Annotated in this window: 14 protein-coding genes; 2 read left to right on the forward strand and 12 right to left on the reverse strand. The window is 28.7% G+C overall.

The window, feature by feature from the left end:
• Nucleotides 1–57: 57 nt before the first annotated feature.
• The 3 genes from P4S50_RS20110 to P4S50_RS16845 all read right to left on the reverse strand — a co-directional run bounded on the left by P4S50_RS20110 (nt 58) and on the right by P4S50_RS16845 (nt 5,345).
• Nucleotides 58–2,403, reverse strand: a complete 2,346-nt coding sequence (locus P4S50_RS20110) for a flagellin N-terminal helical domain-containing protein (RefSeq protein WP_331489643.1) — start codon at nt 2,401–2,403, stop codon at nt 58–60.
• Nucleotides 2,404–2,469: 66 nt separating this feature from the next.
• The gene (locus P4S50_RS16840) at nt 2,470–2,598 is read right to left on the reverse strand and encodes a hypothetical protein (protein WP_277731998.1); all 129 of its coding nucleotides are present in this window, start codon (nt 2,596–2,598) and stop codon (nt 2,470–2,472) included.
• Nucleotides 2,599–2,609: 11 nt separating this feature from the next.
• Nucleotides 2,610–5,345, reverse strand: a complete 2,736-nt coding sequence (locus P4S50_RS16845) for a DUF6240 domain-containing protein (protein ID WP_277731999.1) — start codon at nt 5,343–5,345, stop codon at nt 2,610–2,612.
• A 180-nt stretch (nt 5,346–5,525) separates the two neighbouring features.
• On the opposite strand from P4S50_RS16845, the gene P4S50_RS16850 reads away from it, so the two are divergent.
• Nucleotides 5,526–5,978, forward strand: coding sequence for a YaaR family protein (locus P4S50_RS16850; RefSeq protein WP_277732000.1), 453 nt, complete (start codon nt 5,526–5,528; stop codon nt 5,976–5,978).
• Between the two features lie 30 nt (nt 5,979–6,008).
• On the opposite strand, the gene prfB is transcribed toward P4S50_RS16850, so the two are convergent.
• The 3 genes from prfB to hpf all read right to left on the reverse strand — a co-directional run bounded on the left by prfB (nt 6,009) and on the right by hpf (nt 10,466).
• Nucleotides 6,009–7,113 (reverse strand): peptide chain release factor 2 gene (gene prfB / locus P4S50_RS16855; RefSeq protein WP_277732001.1). Its coding sequence is split into 2 segments (ribosomal slippage): nt 6,009–7,037 and nt 7,039–7,113, totalling 1,104 coding nucleotides; the frame shifts between segments, so codons are not numbered across the junction.
• Nucleotides 7,114–7,122: 9 nt separating this feature from the next.
• Nucleotides 7,123–9,801, reverse strand: a complete 2,679-nt coding sequence (secA, locus tag P4S50_RS16860; RefSeq protein ID WP_277732002.1) for a preprotein translocase subunit SecA — start codon at nt 9,799–9,801, stop codon at nt 7,123–7,125.
• A gap of 131 nt (nt 9,802–9,932) precedes the next feature.
• On the reverse strand, nt 9,933–10,466 hold the full coding sequence (hpf, locus tag P4S50_RS16865) for a ribosome hibernation-promoting factor, HPF/YfiA family (protein ID WP_277732003.1): 534 nt from the start codon (nt 10,464–10,466) through the stop codon (nt 9,933–9,935).
• A gap of 853 nt (nt 10,467–11,319) precedes the next feature.
• On the opposite strand from hpf, the gene P4S50_RS16870 reads away from it, so the two are divergent.
• Nucleotides 11,320–12,651, forward strand: coding sequence for an IS3 family transposase (locus P4S50_RS16870; protein ID WP_277730718.1), 1,332 nt, complete (start codon nt 11,320–11,322; stop codon nt 12,649–12,651).
• Between the two features lie 284 nt (nt 12,652–12,935).
• Here the strand turns inward: P4S50_RS16870 and P4S50_RS16875 are convergent, their stop codons facing one another.
• From P4S50_RS16875 to P4S50_RS16900, 6 genes are all read right to left on the reverse strand, one after another.
• Nucleotides 12,936–13,133, reverse strand: a complete 198-nt coding sequence (locus tag P4S50_RS16875) for a YjfB family protein (RefSeq protein ID WP_277732004.1) — start codon at nt 13,131–13,133, stop codon at nt 12,936–12,938.
• Between the two features lie 14 nt (nt 13,134–13,147).
• Nucleotides 13,148–13,648 carry a flagellar export chaperone FlgN gene (gene flgN, locus P4S50_RS16880; protein ID WP_277732005.1) on the reverse strand — a complete coding sequence of 167 codons (501 nt, stop codon included), beginning with the start codon at nt 13,646–13,648 and terminating at the stop codon, nt 13,148–13,150.
• 9 nt (nt 13,649–13,657) lie between these two features.
• Entirely contained in the window at nt 13,658–14,038 is a 381-nt protein-coding gene (gene fliS, locus P4S50_RS16885; RefSeq protein WP_277732006.1) for a flagellar export chaperone FliS, read from the reverse strand.
• A 27-nt stretch (nt 14,039–14,065) separates the two neighbouring features.
• Nucleotides 14,066–16,045, reverse strand: coding sequence for a flagellar filament capping protein FliD (gene fliD / locus P4S50_RS16890; RefSeq protein ID WP_277732007.1), 1,980 nt, complete (start codon nt 16,043–16,045; stop codon nt 14,066–14,068).
• A gap of 13 nt (nt 16,046–16,058) precedes the next feature.
• On the reverse strand, nt 16,059–16,421 hold the full coding sequence (locus P4S50_RS16895; protein ID WP_277732008.1) for a flagellar protein FlaG: 363 nt from the start codon (nt 16,419–16,421) through the stop codon (nt 16,059–16,061).
• Between the two features lie 357 nt (nt 16,422–16,778).
• The gene (locus P4S50_RS16900; RefSeq protein ID WP_277732009.1) at nt 16,779–17,840 is read right to left on the reverse strand and encodes an acyltransferase; all 1,062 of its coding nucleotides are present in this window, start codon (nt 17,838–17,840) and stop codon (nt 16,779–16,781) included.
• Between the last annotated feature and the right edge of the window lie 5 nt (nt 17,841–17,845).

Raw genomic sequence — 17,845 nt, forward strand, 5'->3', positions numbered from 1 at the left:
ATCTGAAAGCTAAGAATTCAACTGAAGTAAAAACTCCAGTTGAATTAGATTTTAATTTTATCCAAGTAATTTAAGAATTGATTGCGGTTGTTGGTTAGCCTGAGCAAGCATAGATACTCCTGCTTGTTGAAGTACACTTAATTTTTGGAAGTTAGCCATTTCAAGTGCCATATCAGTGTCTTCTATACGTGACATAGCAGCTGTTAAATTCTCATTAGTATTATCAAGATTTGCAATAGTATGCTCAAGTCTATTTTGAGTAGCTCCAAGCTTCGATCTTTCTCTAGTAACCTCAAGTATTGCATTATCAAATACTTTAATAGCTGCAGATGCCTTCGCTTCTTCTGATACATCTATTGCATACTCTACATTAGTTGAAGAAACTCCATCCGTTACATTAGTTATCTCAACATAAGCAGCTCCATTTACCCCAGGATTTCCAGTTGGCTTATCAGAAGAAATTCTTAAAGATTTAGCACGAATATCTCCAACTTCTAGTCTGAATGATTGTCCAGTGTTTGCTCCTACTTGTAAATTTGTGTTGAATTCTTCAAGCGTTCCTTCAAGACTTGTTAAATTTCCATTGAATCCAACCTCTTTAGCTTCTAATAATAATTCTTTTGTATTATTAGGATTAATTTCGAACTTAACATCATTTAATTGTATATTTTTCTTTATTTCTGCAACTATGTCCTCAGGACTCTTAGTTCTAGACATTTCTGCTGTTAATTTAGTGTGTGATTCTGTTTCAAAATTTAATTTAGAACCTGTTAATGTTACTAAACCTTTGAATTCAAAATCAACATCTGCAGTAGGTTTATTAGCTACGGCTACCCCGCCAGTTGAATATCCACCTTCTCCTGTAACTGTAATCTTAGAGAAATCAAATCCATCAGCATTAGTTAAAGCTTGAATTTTAGATTCTATTTCTGCTGCTGTATTCTTTGTTTGAGTTGTAGATGCTAAATTAATTGTTATAGTATTAGATGCTGAATCATATGCTGCCTTTACATCATCTGTACCATTAAGTGTACTAGAAATTTTTATCTTTAAATCGTTTCCTGTTGCTGTATTTTCTAAACCTGCATCAAAAGATAATTTGTCAGCTGCGTTACTTCCTGCTGTCTGTAATTTTGTTTCTGTTGTTTTATATATTTCTTTTAGTTCAGAGTGCCCTTTTATAGCATTTACTAAATTAGTATTAGTAGTACTTGGAGTTGCTGTATCTACTACAAATTCATTTTCTTTAGCTGGAGTTGAAGCTTTTTCTACCGCTTTAAACTCTACTCCATTTATTAATATTATATCTCCTGCCTTAAAATCTTTCTCAATATCAAATTCAAATTCTCCATTTGTAACAGGAGTAGTTGTAGGATCATATGGTTTTGTTTCTGTAACAGCACTTACATCCCCTTTAGGTATTCCAGCTGATATGTCTATAGCTTTATTAGATCCTACATAAGGAGCTTTTGAGCTATCATAAAAATCTATTCTTTCATTACCTACGATTATGAATGATCCATCTTCTGGGGCTTTATCAAAATAAAAGGCTCCATGTGATGTTCCACCTGAATCTTCTGCTTTACCATATATGTTTATTCTATTGTTATTAGTTGCGTCAAAACCTGTTTTGAATAATGTAGGAACTGCACTTCCCTCTAATTTTATATTTTGAGCTCCACCTGGTTTTTCAGTTCTGATTTCTATCTGATAATCAGATGTAAAAACAGCTACTGCATCATCACCTAATGCATCATTTATTCTAGTTAAAAGTTCTTCGCCCGTTAATGTTTTATTATCAGCTCCGTCAAATCCTTGTAAGTTTACTTCTGTTTTTTTACCATTTACTTCAACAGTAAGTGTTTTATTTTTTAAATCCGTTTTTAATATCTCGCTAGGTGCATTTATTTCTAATCCATCTGTTTTTATTTTTGCAACTTCTCCAGTACTCATTTTTTGAACTACCGTGTTACTATCTGGTCCTTCGTTACCTCTTAATATATGTCTTGTATTATACTCTGTTCCATTTGCTATTCTATTTACCTCTGAAGTTAATTGATTTATTTCATCTTGTATTGCGCTTCTATCTTCATCTGTTGAAGTACCATTGGCAGCTTGTACAGATAATTCTCTCATTCTTTGAAGCATAGAGTCTATCTCAGCCATAGCTCCTTCTGCAGTTTGAACCAAAGATACACCATCAAGAGAGTTTCTTGAAGCCATCTTAAGTCCATTTATTTGAGCTCTCATCTTTTCTGTGATTGCCATTCCAGCCGCGTCATCCCCAGCTCTGTTTATTCTCTTACCTGAAGATAATTTTTCAAGTGACTTTGATGCAAAAGCATTATTAACATTAAGTAATCTATGTGCATTCATAGCAGGTACATTATGATTAATTCTCATTCTATTAATTCCTCCCCGTATTATTAATGATTCTATCTATCTTATCGTCTTATATAACCTAAAACTTTACTCTTTTTTATTCCTTCTTTCGTCTATATTTTCAACAAAAAGTAGGACTTTAGATACAATATCTATTAATTCCTTTGGAATATCCTCATTTAAATCCTTATCATTCTTTAAATTTTCATTATTCATAATTATCTCCTCTAAATTTTGATATCCAAAAATCCCTTAACATCACTTTCTATTTCTTGTTCATCATTTAGATTCATTATATTATCTTTATCAAAATCAAATTCTATATCTTCCAAGTTATATCCTATACCTTCTAAAAAGTTGTTCAATATATCTTTATTTTCTTTTATATAACCTATATTGTTGTTATCGTCTAATCCTATTTTAACTTTAACATTAGATTTATTTACTCCTAAGTGAATATTTATATTTCCTAAATTCTTAGTATCAAGGCTAATTACAACATCCATATCATCCTTATCTATATTCTTAGACGAATTTTTTCTGTTTTTATAGTACATATTTAAATTTGAAAAATGTTCATTTATCATAATTGGATATTGTATGAACTTTTCATCTTTATTTTGTATATAACTTTTTTCAAGTGATTCTTTTACATCCTTATGTCTTTCATCAATATCTTTATTAGCTTCCTTAGATAAATCTATATTCTCACTCATATTTTTTATATCTTCACTTATATCTTCATGAGCCTTACGAGGTTTAAAATTCGCTTTTTTTATGTTATCAGAATATTTTTTAACCGTATTTTCTATTTTGTCAGCGTATTTTCGTAATTCACTATCTTCTTTTTTATTAAGTTTATCGTTCTTTTTTATTTCATCTAAAAAGCCTGATATTTTATGTCCTAATTGATTCTTATTCTTAAAAAAGTCTGATGTACTTTGAACTTCTTTCAAAGTCATATCTCTATTATTCTTTATATTAAAAGCTATACAAGTATTTTTTTCTCTATTTATGTTTTTTATATTATCAGTTAGCTTTTTAATATACTTATCTATCTTCATATTAGCCCTATCAGCATTGCTAAATTCTCTTATATAATTATCAGCTTCTTTTAAACTCATATTTTCTATAGGATTATTTTGCTTTATGCTTTCTTTAACCATAGAACTTGTAAGATTATCTTTTATATATTCATATTGATTGTATGCACTATATACCTTTTGAATATTGGTTCTACTTAAACTTAATTTATTTTGTACCAAAGACTTAGCTACTTCAAATGCCTTATTTAAATCCATTACTTTTTTATCATTGTCTTGTGTTTTGAATAAATTAATATTATCCTTTACATGTTTTTTAACTATATTTTCACTGTTTTTTTGAAGTTTTGTAGGCATATCCAATTTTTTATGTTCTAAATTCATATAATCTTTTTTATTTATAATTTTATTCGATACATTTATGTTATTTAACGTCATAGGTACATTATTCTTTAAGTTAAATGAAATTATATTAAAATCTAAATTCTTTACATCATTAAAAACTTGTGTAATCTTACCTATAGAGTTAACCGTATTCTTTATAAGGTCATTATCCGTATTAGGGTTTGATATGATTTTATTTAATTTACTCAAATTAAAATCTACATCTTTTTTAACTAATTTAACTAAATCAGTTTCATCTAATTCTTTTAAATTTTCTAGTTTTTCTATTATATTAGATACTTCTTTTCCCTCTATATTAGATATTTTATTAATGTTATCTGTATTTTTTAACTTCTCAGCTATATCTCTTATATCCATTTTTTCTATATCTAAATTTTCTTTTATCATAGATGATACATTTTCTTTATCTAAGTTTTTAATTATATAATCCAAAGCTTCCTTCATTTCATTTATACTTTGGATATTTTCTTTTGTAAGTTCTAATTCATTCTTTATTATTTTCTCAGAAAGTTTTATATTATCGTCAGTAACCCCTATTTGCATTCTATCAAGACTTTCCTTTATATCATCTTTTAGTAAATTAAGTTCCTTTTGTGTAATCTTATTCAGCTTAGGTAATAAAGACTCATATGCTTTAACAGATATAGAACTTATCTTATCAGCTACTTTTATTGCTCCCTTTTTTACGAAATTCTTTATACTGTATAAGTTATCTATTGTAGGACTTACATTGTTTTTTACCGTATCTATAAATGTCTCTTCTTCTATATCTTGTAGTTTATCTAATTTATAGAATATATCATTGATTCTTTCTATATTTTTTTTAGTTATATTAACATTCTTTTTATGTAAAGTTTTTACTATATCAGTTATATCTTTACCCATCTTGCTTCCATACAATTTCTCAGTTATTTTTTCTGCTTCATCAGTTGTAAGCTCTTTTTTATTTTTAAACAATTTTAAAAATGAAAATCCGTCCTTCTCATTTTTTACTTCTTTTATGGTATCTGCTATCTTTTGAAGTGAATCATTCTCAATATCAACACCCTTGTCCATTATCTTAACTGCACTATCATAATCTAAGTTTACTATAATATCATCTAATGATTTTTTACTGTATACAAACGACATAATACTTTCTTTAGTTATACTTATATCATTGTTTTTAAGAGTCTGAACCGCTTCTAAATTTTCATCATTCACATCTATATCTAATCTTTTTAGTATATCCGAATATTCTAATTTGTCATTTTGGGTTATTTTTTTATTTCTAATATCATCTACTTTTTTAGATTCTATTATATTTTTCTTATCTATTACCACTGTATCGCCAGGTTTTGCATCTATATTTTCTTTAACCTTTAGATTAAGAAGTTTCTTATCTCCAACATCTATAGTTACATCATCTTCACTAGTTTCAACAACCGTACCTCTGACCTTTGAAGTTGTATTCAAGTTATTATAAGCATCACTTGCCACACTATATGCAGCTTCAGCTGAAACTTTATTTATCATATACTCCTCCTTTTAAATTAGTTATAATTAGTTATCGACATGAATTAATTATAAGTTTATATGGTATTTTCATACTATACCTGCATATGAAAAGTGAAATTTCTAAAAAAATATAAAATCCTTAAAATTTCTATTTATTTTGCCGATAATATATAATATAGTGGGTAAAAGAGAGGAGATATGGTTTTGAACAATGTTAATCCAGTTAATAATATAAATCAGATATCCAGTGTTAATAAAGTTAATAAATCAAAAGAAATTAAAAGAGCCGAATTTAAAGCTAAATTTGAAAATATAAAGTCTGATAAAGTGAAAGAACATTTAACAGAGCTTTACGATAAAATAAGTGAGCAGTCTGACAAGATAGGTGAAAAACTGTATCTTAAAGATTTGATTCAATATAAAAAGCTAGTAAAAGAGTTCCTTAACGTAGCCGTTAATAATTCTCATTCTTTCTCTCAACAAAACTTTCTAGACAGAAGAGGTCGTCATAGAGTGTATGGAATTGTAAAGAATGTAGATAGAGAGCTTAGCTCACTAACTAAAGAGTTTATAGGACAAGAGGTAGATAGGCTTTCTGTAATCAAAAAACTTGATGGAATAAAGGGTATGTTGGTTGATGTGATGATGTAGATAAGAAAAGGAAGAGACTTAGTCTCTTCCTTATTTTTTGGTATGTTTTAAATATTCATTCATAAATGGATCTAGATTTCCATCCATTACACTTTGAACATTTCCAATATCTAGGTTAGTTCTATGATCTTTAACCAACTTATATGGTTGGAATACATATGATCTTATTTGACTTCCCCATGCTATTTGTGAATATTCACCTTGTATATCTTCTATCTTTTCTTTTTGCTCTAGTTCTTTCAACTCTATAAGCTTTGCCATTAACATTTTCATAGCCTTATCTTTATTTAAATGTTGTGATCTTTGATTTTGACATTGAACCACAACCCCTGTTGGTATATGAGTTATTCTAACAGCAGATTCTGTTTTATTTACATGTTGTCCTCCAGCTCCTGATGCTCTATATGTATCTATTTTTAGATCACTAGGATCTATATCTACATTTATATTATCATCAAGCTCTGGTAGTACGTCTATAGATGCAAATGATGTATGTCTTTTTCCAGATGTGTCAAAGGGAGATATTCTTACTAGTCTATGAACTCCCTTTTCTCCTTTTAGATAACCATATGCATTAATTCCTTCTACTGACAATGTAGCACTTTTTATTCCAGCCTCAGGATCTGCTATTATATCTAGCAAGTCAACTTTATAGCCCTTATTATCTGCCCATCTTGTATACATTCTAAGTAACATCTTTGCCCAATCCTGAGCATCAAGTCCACCTGTCCCTGCATGTAAAGATATTATGGCGTTGTTTTTATCATACTCTCCATTTAAAAGAGTTTTTATTTTCATTTTGTCTATATCTGAATCTAAATCTTCTATAGATTTATTTACCTCTTTTTCAAGAGATAAGTCATCTTCTTCAAGAGCAAGTTCTATTAATACATTTATATCCTCTAAAGAGTTTTCTAGATTTTCAAATTCTTCTATACTCTCTTTTAGCATCTTGTTTTCTTGAAGCAAGCTTTGAGCTTTTTCATTGTCATCCCAGAAATTTTGTTCAGACATTTTCTTTTCTTGTTCTTGTATCTTATATTCTATTTTTGCTATGTCAAAGAGAAGCCCTCAATTCTTCTATTGAATTTTTCATCTCGTCTATTCTTTGATTATATTCTTGAATATTAAGCATTTAACCCTCCTATACATTTCTTCCACAGCATTTTTTATACTTTTTACCACTGCCACAAGGACACGCTTCATTTCTTCCTGTCTCCTCACCTTTTACAACAGTTTTATTTCCTGGCTCATCTGATGCAGTAGATAAATTATCTATATCAACAACTTGTTTTCTCTCTATTTTTTCTTCTACTGTAAAGTTGTATAAATATTTGATAGTTTCTTCTTGAATAGATTTTATCATCTCTTCAAACATATCAAATCCTTCAAATTGATATGCTCTCACAGGATCTTCTTGACCTATTGCTCTAAGACCTATACCTTGACGTAATTGTTCCATAGCATCGATATGATCCATCCACTTAGTATCTACTACTTGAAGTAATATAACTCTCTCTATTTCTCTCATTCTTTCAGAATCTATTTCATTTTCCTTCTTATTATATATGTTTAGTGCTGTATCCATTATGTCTTCTTTTATCTTATCTCTATCAAGTTCTTCTATATTATTAAATTCTATACATCCTTTTGGTAGGAATGTATTGTATAAATGTTCCTTTAAACCTTCTAAATCCCATTCTTCAGGATAGTCACTATCTGCTGTATATAACATAACAGAACTATCTACAGTATTTTTTATCATGTTAGTTATATTTTCTTTTATATTTTCTCCTTGAAGAACACTTCTTCTTTCTTTGTATATTATTTCTCTTTGTTTGTTCATAACATCATCATATTGAAGAACGTGCTTTCTTATAGAGAAGTTCTTACCCTCTACCTTCTTTTGAGCTCCTTCTATAGATTTTGAAAGTATCTTATGCTCTATAGGCATATCTTCTTCCATTCCTAATTTATCTACAACTCCCATAATCTTTTCACTACCAAACAATCTCATAAGATCATCTTCCAGTGTTATATAGAATCTAGATACTCCAGGATCTCCTTGACGTCCAGCACGACCACGAAGCTGATTATCTATCCTTCTCGACTCATGTCTTTCTGTACCTATTATACAAAGACCTCCAGCATTTAATACATCTCTTTGCTCTTTATCTGTTATTTCTTTTATTTGAGAGTAAATTTTATTATACTCATTTTTAGCCATCTGAACATATTCATCGTCAACTTCTATAGGAGATGTTACAAGTGCTAATACCTCATCTGTATATCCTTTTTTCTTTAATTCTTTCTTAGCTAAAAATTCAGGATTTCCTCCAAGTATAATATCCGTACCACGACCTGCCATATTAGTTGCTATAGTTACTGCACCTAATTTTCCAGCCTGAGATACTATCTCTGCCTCTTTTTCATGCTGCTTTGCATTAAGTATGTTATGAGGTATACCCTTTTTCTTTAGCATAGTAGATAAAATCTCAGAGTTTTCTATAGATATAGTACCTACAAGAACTGGTTGATTGTTATTATGTCTTTCTTCTATCTCTCTTACAACAGCTTTGAACTTACCATTTACAGTTCTATATATAGAGTCTGATACATCTTGTCTTTGAATAGGTTTGTTAGTTGGTATTTGAACAACATCCATACCATAGATAGATCTGAATTCTTCTTCCTCTGTTTTAGCAGTACCTGTCATACCAGAAATCTTTTTGTACATTCTAAAGTAGTTTTGGAATGTTATAGTTGCAAGTGTCTTTGACTCTCTTTGTACTTTAAGACTCTCTTTTGCCTCTATTGCTTGATGTAATCCATCTGAATATCTTCTACCAAACATAAGTCTTCCAGTAAACTCATCTACTATTACTATTTCTCCATCCTTAATTACATAATCAACATCCTTTTTCATCTGATTATGAGCTTTTAATGCCTGATTTATATGATGATATATTTCCATATTGGACATATCAGTTAAATTCTCAACAGCAAAGAATTTTTCTCCCTTTTGAATACCTTCCTCAGTTAATGATACAGAGTTGGCTTTTTCATCTACTACATAATCCTCTTCATTCTTTAACATTTTAACGAATTGATCTGCTGCAAAATAAAGCCCTGTAGATTTATCTCCAGCACCAGATATTATAAGAGGCGTTCTGGCTTCATCTATTAATATAGAGTCTACCTCATCGACTATTACAAAGTTTAATTTCTTTTGAACCATCTGCTCCTTATGTATAACCATGTTATCTCTTAAGTAGTCAAATCCAAACTCATTATTAGTACCATAAGTTATATCACAATCATACTGCATTTTTCTTTCTTCAGGAGTTTGTCCATGAACTATAACTCCAACACTTAATCCCATATATTCATATAACTTAGCCATCCACTCTTTATCACGCTTAGCAAGATAGTCATTAACTGTTATTACATGTACTCCATCTCCAGTTAAAGCATTTAAGTACACAGGAGCTGTTGCAACTAAAGTTTTACCTTCTCCTGTCTTCATCTCGGCAATTCTTCCTTGATGAAGAACTATACCTCCTATTAACTGAACTCTATAATGTCTCATTCCAAGAACTCTCTTTGAAGCTTCTCTAGTAACTGCAAAAGCTTCAACTAATAAGTCATCTACAGTTTCTCCATTTCTTAATCTTTCTTTGAAGACATTAGTCATATTCTTTAATTCTTCTTCACTCATACTTTCAAATTTACTTTCTATAGCATCTATCTTATCTACAATCTTTTCAATCTTTTTTATTTCTCTTTTTCCTGAAAATCCAAATAAATCTTCTAAAAAGCTCATATTTTTTACCTCTCTTTATATATTAATTTCCATTAATATATATTTTAACATAGCCACGTTAATAAATAAAATTATATTAATGTAAATTTCAAATTATATATAATAAAAGGTGGGATATATATCCCACCTTTTTATGCCTGTTCTATTATACCGTAATCACCTGATTTACGCTTATATACTACACTCATTTCATTTGTCTCTGAATCTGTAAATACAAAGAAATTATGTCCTAAAAGCTCCATTTGAAGTATAGCTTCTTCCTCATTCATAGGCTTTATACCAAATTTCTTTCTTCTAACTATATTTATTTCAGTATCATCTTCACTTTCAATTGAACTCTCTATATTCTCAAATCTGATACTTGCATTATCTTGACTTTTATTTATAAGTTTTGTTTTATATTTTCTAAGTTGTTTACTTAACTTATCTACAACTACATCTATAGCTGCATATAAATTTTCTTCTGAATCCTCAGCTCTTATTATATTTCCACTTACAGGGATTATAGTTACTTCTATAGTTTGTCTGCTTTTTTTAGCTCTAATAGTAGCTCTAACATCCATATCATTATTAAAGTATTTGTCTATCTTACCTAACTTTTCTTCTATTGATAATCTAATTCCATCTGTTATTTCGATGTTTTTTCCCACTATAGTTAATTTCATAAAGCCATCCCCTTCCGTTATATAAACTATTTACTATATTACATAAATAATTATAAAAAAGTCTTTATTATAAAATCTTAAATGTAGACTTCTTTGAAATTCATAACGTAAATTATATACCACCTTATAAATTTTAAAGTGTATAATTTACTATTCATTATAAAAATATTGGATATTATATATAGGTAGATTTATATAATATATTCTTTATAATTTTATTTATGTAAATATTGTTAAATTATATTTATTATAATATAAAATTTGAATTTTAAAAATACTTATTTCAAAATAAATTTTATTAATATTATTTTACCCACTAATATCTTATTAAAACAGTTTTTTTAGAATTAAATTAATCATTTTTTATTAAAATTTTACAAATAGGATTCAACCTTATATTTGTAGCAAATTCAAAAATTCATTCGAGCAAATATTCTATTTGAATTAATTTTAGCTTTATTAAAAGACAAAATAAATTAATATTATACAATATATTAATTTGTTAATATTTATAATTAAAGTTATCCAAATCTACAGTGGATAACTTTTAACTTCACCTGTGGATAATGTGTATAAACCTGTGAATAAAGTTTATAACTGCTTTTTAGTTGTGGACTTTTTTGACAAAAGTCCACAAGGTTGTTAGTTTTTAATTTTTCTAAATTGTCGAACTTTTTAAAAAGCCACTAAAATATTCAAATTTCAACATTTAAACTAATATATTTACAGTATAATATAAAAAAAAGAGCATCTACATTAAAATGGTACCTATAGATTGGACACATAAAAAAGAGTGTCTAGTTTATAGGTACTTTTTTGTGTATAATTATCATTGAATATGGAGGCCTTTAGTATGAGTAAAATTACATTTTCAAAAGACAATATTGAAAGATTAAATAAGAACCCTTATGTAAAGCGCGTTAGCGAGAAGTCAATAACATACTCTGACGAGTTTAAAATAATGTTTATTGAGGAGTATTTAAGAGGAAGCACACCACGAACTATTTTCATTGATGCTGGATTTGACGTTGAAATACTTGGTGTCAAGCGCTATGAACAGGCGGCAGCCAGATGGATAAAAGCGTACAAGAAAGATGGAATTATAGGATTAAGTGATACTAGAAGAGTGAATTCAGGCAGACCAAGTAATGCTCCAGTTTCAAAGGACGATATTATTAGCAAACAAGAAGCTAAAATAAAACTGCTTGAGGAACAATTAGAATTGCTAAAAAAGCTCGACGTGACAGAAAGGAGGCTGGTAAACAACTGCGTAAATCTAACAAATAATGAAGTATATGAGTTAATTTTAAAGACTGTGTCTAAAAAAGATTATTCAGGCACAGTTTCTTATTGCTGCTCAATTTTAGGGGTTTCACGTTCAGGTTATTATCATTATTTAAAGACAGCACCTTCTAGAACTATAAGGGAGAATGAAGATTTAAAAGCTAGAGATATTATATTAAAGGCTTATAATTATAGAGGTTATAAGAAAGGTTCTAGATCAATTAAAATGACACTAGAAAATGAGTTTGGTATTATATACAGTAGAAAAAAAATCCAAAGGATTATGCGAAAATACAGTATAGTATGTCCTATAAGAAAAGCCAATCCGTATAGAAGAATAGCCAAAGCGACAAAAGAACATAGAGTAGTACCTAATCTGCTACAGAGAAATTTCAAACAGGGTATTCCTGGCAAGGTGCTACTTACTGATATCACATACATCCCTTACGGGATAAATAAAATGGCATATTTATCAGCTATCAAAGATAGCTCTAGTAACGATATTCTAGCATATCATGTATCTGATCGAATTACTTTAGATATAGCTACAATTACAATTAAAAAATTAGTTAATACACATAAAGCTGATTTACATGATGAAGCTTTTATCCATTCTGACCAAGGGGTCCACTATACAAGCCCTAAATTCCAAAAATTACTAAAAAGCCATAATCTAGGACAATCCATGTCTAGACGTGGTAACTGCTGGGATAATGCACCTCAAGAATCCTTCTTTGGTCATATGAAGGATGAAGTAGATTTCAAAACATGTTCTACACTTGAAGAAGTAATTAATAAAGTTGATAATTACATGGATTACTATAATAATTATAGATGTCAATGGGGATTAAAAAAGATGACTCCTAAACAATTTAGAAATCATCTTTTGAATGCAGCTTAACCCTTTTTTTATAATGTCCTTGACAAAGGGTCCATTTTACATAGATGCTCTTTTTTTAATATTATAGCTGACCTGATTTTTGACCCCACACTCGCCTGCTGGAGATTTCGCTCGGGTTTGCCTCACTACTAACCCTCTCGATTTTGTATCGGCAGGACTTACCTCTAAGCCGCACCATGATCATTAACTCGCTTTTGAATTAACTTACGTGGATCCTTTTGCCTGCGACTGGCTTGGACTTTCAACCACAGACCTATAATATCAACCACAATATTTTATCAAATTTATAATTTGATGTCAATATTATTTCCTAAATGAGGTGTAACTGATTTTTCCATAGCTTTAACACTAGTATTCATCATTTCATTAATCATATTCGATTTCTGATCTGATGAATTCATTGCCATTTTCATAACAGAAAGACTTACTTGTTGTGCAAGCTTGGCTTGGCTAAGACCAATTGACATAGCTCCAATATCCATACAGTCTCCTCCTTTTATTTTTTATTATCTATAAATACGCCTTGAGCATGATTATATTTATTGTTATATCCTTTATAAGCTCTTACATTTTTACTTAAAGATTTCATCTCTTTTTTTACATTACTTAATTCTTGTTTTACTTTATCAAATTCTTTTTTTACATTTTGATTATTTCCCTTATCTAAATTATCTATATCTTTCGTAACACTTAATATATCTTCTATAGTTTGCTTTAAATGCTTGATATTAGGATATTTTTGTGTGTCTATATCTTCAAGAGAAATTATTCCTAAACTCTCTTTTATATTTATATATGCTGAATAAAATTTCTTATCTAGTTTGTCTATTTCATCTATTTTTTCTTGTTTCTTTTCTATATTTTCAAGAAGAGAATCTGTGTTGGAATTTTTTATATGAATACCTTGTATTTTAGTTATATCGTATACCTCACTCATTAGATGGTACTTAATTTCACTAGTTTGAATTAAAATATCTATTAATTCATTTACGCTCATTAAAATTACCTACTTTCCTTGTCTAGCTAACTTCATAGCTTCTTTCCAAGTGTCTCTAAATTCAACTACAAACTCTTTAACTTCTTCAAGTATAGACTTGTCCTTTTTTAGATTAGCATCTATAAGTCTTGTATGCAAATAGTCATATATTAATCTTAAATTATTAGATATTTCATAGTTCATATCTAATGTTATATTAAGTTCATTTATAATATTTTGAGCTTTTAATATATTTGTATTCGACTTTTGAATATCTTTTTCATCTATAGCAATCATTGCTATATTTATGAATTTAATACAACCCTCGTATAATTTTAGCGTTAACTCTTCTGGAGTAGATGTATTAACTGCTTGACGCTTGTATTGAGCGTATGGATTTTTCATAGCCATATTTAATTCCCCCCTTAAAAAATATTTCTAACCTAATTGAGATGCCAACCACGAACTTTGAGAATTCATCTTATTCATAGCAGTCTCCATAGCTGCATACTTTTTATAATAAGCACTTTCTTTTTTTGCTAATCTAGAATTCTCACTTATTATTTGTTTTTCTAAGTTCATTAAATCTTTATCAAGTAAACTCTTAGAACCACTCTTAGTAACAAAGTCTATAAGTATATTAGATTTTACTTTTCTATAAAGATCTGAGTTTTCTCCTGTTCCAGATTTATCTATTATGCCCTTCATTCCATCCGTAATATCGTCAAAAAGTCTAGTTATAAGTCCTGTTTCTGCTCTTTTTTCAGCTCTTAGATTATTCTTTTCATCTGATGAAGATGCACTGTTTATACTAGACTCAGTTATATCAGATTTACTAAAGAATAAATCCATAACTCCATCTACATCGTTTTGAATAGCCTCTTTTAATTTATCTTCATCTATCTTCAACTTTCCTTTATCTTGGTATTTACCAGTAGTTATACCAACTTGAGATATATGAGAATATCCTGTTAGCTTTCCATTATCAGGTTCCTTATTAGCATGTTTAGTGTAATCAGTATAAACACTTTCATAAAGTCCTGTTCTTGTTGAATTTAATATTCTAGTTATATGTTCATCATTTCTTAAAAGACCAGATTTCGCTTTATCTTCCCATAGTTTAACTGTATCTTTATCATCCATAGCCTTTTTTTCTTCAGCAGTTAAAGGCTTATAGTCTCTATATACCTTTTCAGATGTCTTCTTATTTAGCTTATCAATAAGTTCGTTATATTTATCTACAAATCCTTTTATTTTATCATAAACAGCATCTACATCGGTATCAACACTTATGTTATATTCTTTAATATCATTTTCTGGGTCAGATTTCAAATCAATACTGATTCCATTTATAGTAAATTGATTTGAAGAATATGTTATATCCTCAGCTCCATCAAAATCTATTATAGCATCTTGGCCTTTAAGATTATTTTCAACTCCAGATAATCCTAAATTAGATTTTAAGAACCCTGCTTCATCTTCTATTTTTAAATCAATATTTTTCGATGCTTCTATTTTGAATATATCCCCTTCAGCTTTTGTTTCATCATACGTAACTGCCAATCCATCTATCTTATTAATTTCAGCTTCTAACGCATCCAATTTATCCGTTTTCAATAATGTAATATCATTTCCACCTATTGTAAATTTATATTTTCCATCTGCATCCCAATAAGAATCTGGTATTAAATCGCCCAGAGTTTCATTTTTCAAAGCCTTATTACTTTCCACTGACCCATCTTTGTTTATCTTAAGTCTATCTTCCATACCAAGGTTCAATTTACCATTTATTATATTACCGCTATCAGAAGTAACCTTTATTTGAGATTTTTCACCTGTTTTTTCAGTTGATAAGAAAAACCTCTTAGATCCTAAATCATAGCTCGCTTTAAGTCCTAAAGAGTCTCCATCCTTGTTAACAGCTGAGTTTATTTTTGTTGCTAAAGTATCAGGTGTATCATCTTTTGTATAATTTACAGTTACAGTCTTTTCAGTTCCATCTACATCTACTTTAAATTCAATACTTCCATCTTTATCAAACTTATCATTAGTAACATCACTTTTACTTGCTACATTTACCCCTTTTGCAAGTTGTTTAACCCTCATTTTATGGTTTCCTTCAACTGCTCCAGCTCTAGCACTTACTTTAAATATATCCTCATCTGATGATGAAGCACTTTTAAGCCAAGAAGCTCCACTTACAGTTCCTGATATACCAATATCTAAATCTTTCTTAGTATCTATTATAAAATTTGCAAAATCTTTATTAACATCGTTATAGGCTTCTTGAGTCCACAACTTTGTCTGTTTTTGTTGATTATATTTATTAAGTCTTACTTTTTCAGCATCCATAAGCTGTTTTACCATTGTATCTGTATCCATCCCTGATGCTAATCCACCTATTCTCATTGGTGACATTTAAATTCCCCCTTTACCCTCTTTTATCTACAAATATACCTGCTTTTTCACACATTTCTGCAATCATATCAACTATATTTTCTGGTGGAAGCTCTTTTATTACTTCATCAGTATCATTATCTACAATTTTTATCATAATCTCTTTAGTTTTCTCATGTATAGAAAATTTAAGATGACTATTTGCACCTACTAGATCTTTATTTGCTTTTTCAACAGCCTCTATTAATTTTTTTTCTCCTGGAAAAGATACATTCTCTTCCTTCTTCTCAGATTGTTTTACTACATCTTCTTTGCCTTGAGATATTTTTGGTGATTTATGTATTTCTGATTTAACTCCTGTAAATTGCTTTTCAACCATAGACGAATCTATTCTCATAAAAAAACACGCTCCTCATAATTTCTTATAATCTATTTATCGGTAAACAATTGTTTTAAGTTTATATTATATATTTAAATATCAACATAATTCCTAATAAATATTTATAGCATTTTCTAAAGTAATTCTATCGGTACCTAATATTTAGTTTTGCATCTTCATTCTATAAGAAAATGTTTATTAAATATTACCAATATCTAGTATGATTTTTTATAAAATTCTCTTTATTTCAAATATTCTTAATGTGAATAGTATCATTTATAATATTCTATATACAAAAAAGCACTAGTAGTTTTTTCTACTAATGCCTATTTATTAGTCATATTATATAAATTAACTAGATACTTTTATATTTATCTAGTTTTTTAATTTTTCATAATTATTTAAACATCTAGTTATTTCTTTTTTCCATTGTATATATGCTGGAATAATATCTGATACTACACTTTCTTTTAGCTTCTCAATATCATTTTCTCTATAATACTTTAATATGTTATCAAAAAAAGTATTTAAGTTATTTGTAACATATTCAATTTTATTCTCTATACATTCCTTTTTAATTGAATCTAACGAATTCCCTACAATTAATATATTATCTAATACTTTAACCAAAATATTAATTATCTCTTCACAATCTTTTAAACTAATGTTTTCTTTTATATAATTAAATTGTTCTTCAATGAAGTTTAATGATTTTTCAACTGTTTTTACGGATATATCATCTTGATTTTTAGATGTTTCCGGCATTTCCCATTTTCTTTTATATTTTTCCTCTATATTTTTCTTTTTAACTTCTTCAATTTTTTCATAATCATATCCATTAAAAATTCCTCTATTAGTTAATATTTCTTGTAATAAGTCGTAATTATCCTTAACATTTATCCAATGATCAATTCTATAATCATATATCTTAATTATTTTTGCTGGAACACCTCCGACTACAGAATGACTAGGAACATCTTTAACCACTACACCATTAGCAGCTACAACCGCACCATACCCAATAGTAATATCTCCTATTACTCTTGCTCCAGCTCCTATCCATGCTCCCTCTTTAATTGTAACTTTATTATTTTTTTTCATAAATCCTTGCAAAGATATTGGTACATCTATTAAAGAATATTCATGGCTATTATCTGAAATATACACATTTGGACCAATAAGAACAAAATTCTCTATCTCTATTTGATTATACGCCTGAATAATAGTATTTATATTTATAAAAACATCACTATGTATTTTTATATTCCAATCTACTTTAGTATTAAATACTTCCCTATTAACACTTATTCGTACGCCATCCCATATTTCATTACCATCACCAATATAAATACGTTTAGCTTTTGAAAAACTAGCTTTTTCTGATATATTATTATTTTGTCCAAAATTCAAAAAGTAAACTTTCATCTCTTCATTCATAACAC

This window comes from Tepidibacter hydrothermalis, assembly GCF_029542625.1.
GTDB lineage: Bacteria > Bacillota > Clostridia > Peptostreptococcales > Peptostreptococcaceae > Tepidibacter_A > Tepidibacter_A hydrothermalis.

Excerpts from the sequence above, each read along its gene's own strand:
- P4S50_RS20110 (WP_331489643.1), bottom strand. The coding sequence starts at position 2,403 with ATGAGAATTAATCATAATGTACCTGCTATGAATGCACATAGATTACTT.
- flgN (WP_277732005.1), bottom strand. The coding sequence starts at position 13,648 with ATGAGCGTAAATGAATTAATAGATATTTTAATTCAAACTAGTGAAATT.
- P4S50_RS16850 (WP_277732000.1), top strand. The coding sequence starts at position 5,526 with ATGGTTTTGAACAATGTTAATCCAGTTAATAATATAAATCAGATATCC.
- fliD (WP_277732007.1), bottom strand. The coding sequence starts at position 16,045 with ATGTCACCAATGAGAATAGGTGGATTAGCATCAGGGATGGATACAGAT.
- P4S50_RS16875 (WP_277732004.1), bottom strand. The coding sequence starts at position 13,133 with ATGGATATTGGAGCTATGTCAATTGGTCTTAGCCAAGCCAAGCTTGCA.
- P4S50_RS16840 (WP_277731998.1), bottom strand. The coding sequence starts at position 2,598 with ATGAATAATGAAAATTTAAAGAATGATAAGGATTTAAATGAGGATATT.
- P4S50_RS16870 (WP_277730718.1), top strand. The coding sequence starts at position 11,320 with ATGAGTAAAATTACATTTTCAAAAGACAATATTGAAAGATTAAATAAG.
- secA (WP_277732002.1), bottom strand. The coding sequence starts at position 9,801 with ATGAGCTTTTTAGAAGATTTATTTGGATTTTCAGGAAAAAGAGAAATA.
- P4S50_RS16900 (WP_277732009.1), bottom strand. The coding sequence starts at position 17,840 with ATGAATGAAGAGATGAAAGTTTACTTTTTGAATTTTGGACAAAATAAT.
- P4S50_RS16895 (WP_277732008.1), bottom strand. The coding sequence starts at position 16,421 with ATGAGAATAGATTCGTCTATGGTTGAAAAGCAATTTACAGGAGTTAAA.
- hpf (WP_277732003.1), bottom strand. The coding sequence starts at position 10,466 with ATGAAATTAACTATAGTGGGAAAAAACATCGAAATAACAGATGGAATT.
- P4S50_RS16845 (WP_277731999.1), bottom strand. The coding sequence starts at position 5,345 with ATGATAAATAAAGTTTCAGCTGAAGCTGCATATAGTGTGGCAAGTGAT.
- fliS (WP_277732006.1), bottom strand. The coding sequence starts at position 14,038 with ATGGCTATGAAAAATCCATACGCTCAATACAAGCGTCAAGCAGTTAAT.